The organism is Pilimelia columellifera subsp. columellifera, assembly GCF_039532605.1.
GTDB lineage: Bacteria > Actinomycetota > Actinomycetes > Mycobacteriales > Micromonosporaceae > Pilimelia > Pilimelia columellifera.
Genome location: NZ_BAAARY010000086.1, coordinates 1 through 602, shown reverse-complemented (window position 1 = coordinate 602; position 602 = coordinate 1). Strand labels below are relative to the sequence as shown.

The 602-nt window shown below is 66.1% G+C and carries 1 protein-coding gene; it reads left to right on the top strand.

Annotated features, from left to right (window positions below):
• Window positions 1-209: hypothetical protein (locus tag ABD287_RS18440; protein ID WP_344174821.1), on the top strand; the 209-nt coding region annotated here is incomplete at its 5' end.
• Window positions 210-602 lie beyond the last annotated feature (393 nt).

The window sequence follows — 602 nt, the reverse complement described above, 5'->3', positions numbered from 1 at the left end:
CCTTGGCCTGCCGAGCGGCGCTGCCAACAACTGTCGGGCAGCCCGGCAGCGATGCGGTCGGCGCGTTGCCGGACCTTGCCGGCATCCAGCGGGACCAGGCCCGGCTGACAAAGGCCGGTTTCACCGAACTCCAGCGCTTGAGGCAGCAGCCCCTGGACCGGCCGGACCGCAAGTACGCAGCTATTGCCGCGGCCGCCACCGCGTCCTAGCGACCGCCGGGCAGCAGGCAACTGCCCTGCCAACCTGCCTCGCATTCGGGCTACCGAAGCGGCATGAGCGTGCACGCCATCTACGGCAGAGTCACCCCATTTCGTCGAGCCAGCATTTCCTCCGCCACAGTCTGGTCAGCGGGTGACCGGTGATGCGGATGCGCGTTCAGAACGTCGGCGCCAAGTATCCAATCGACCTTCACCTTCGACTCGGGCGTCGGATGCGCCGGGTCCACCACGACGCCGAGCGACCAGCACGAATCGACTGGCAGGTTCTGGTGCAGCTAACGCCATACCTGGGGCAGGTCTGTGTCAGTCAGCAAGTAGCTGTCCACCGACCAGGGCTCGTTCGCCCCGTCACCACCCTCGTAGATGAACACCACGAAGTTCGCA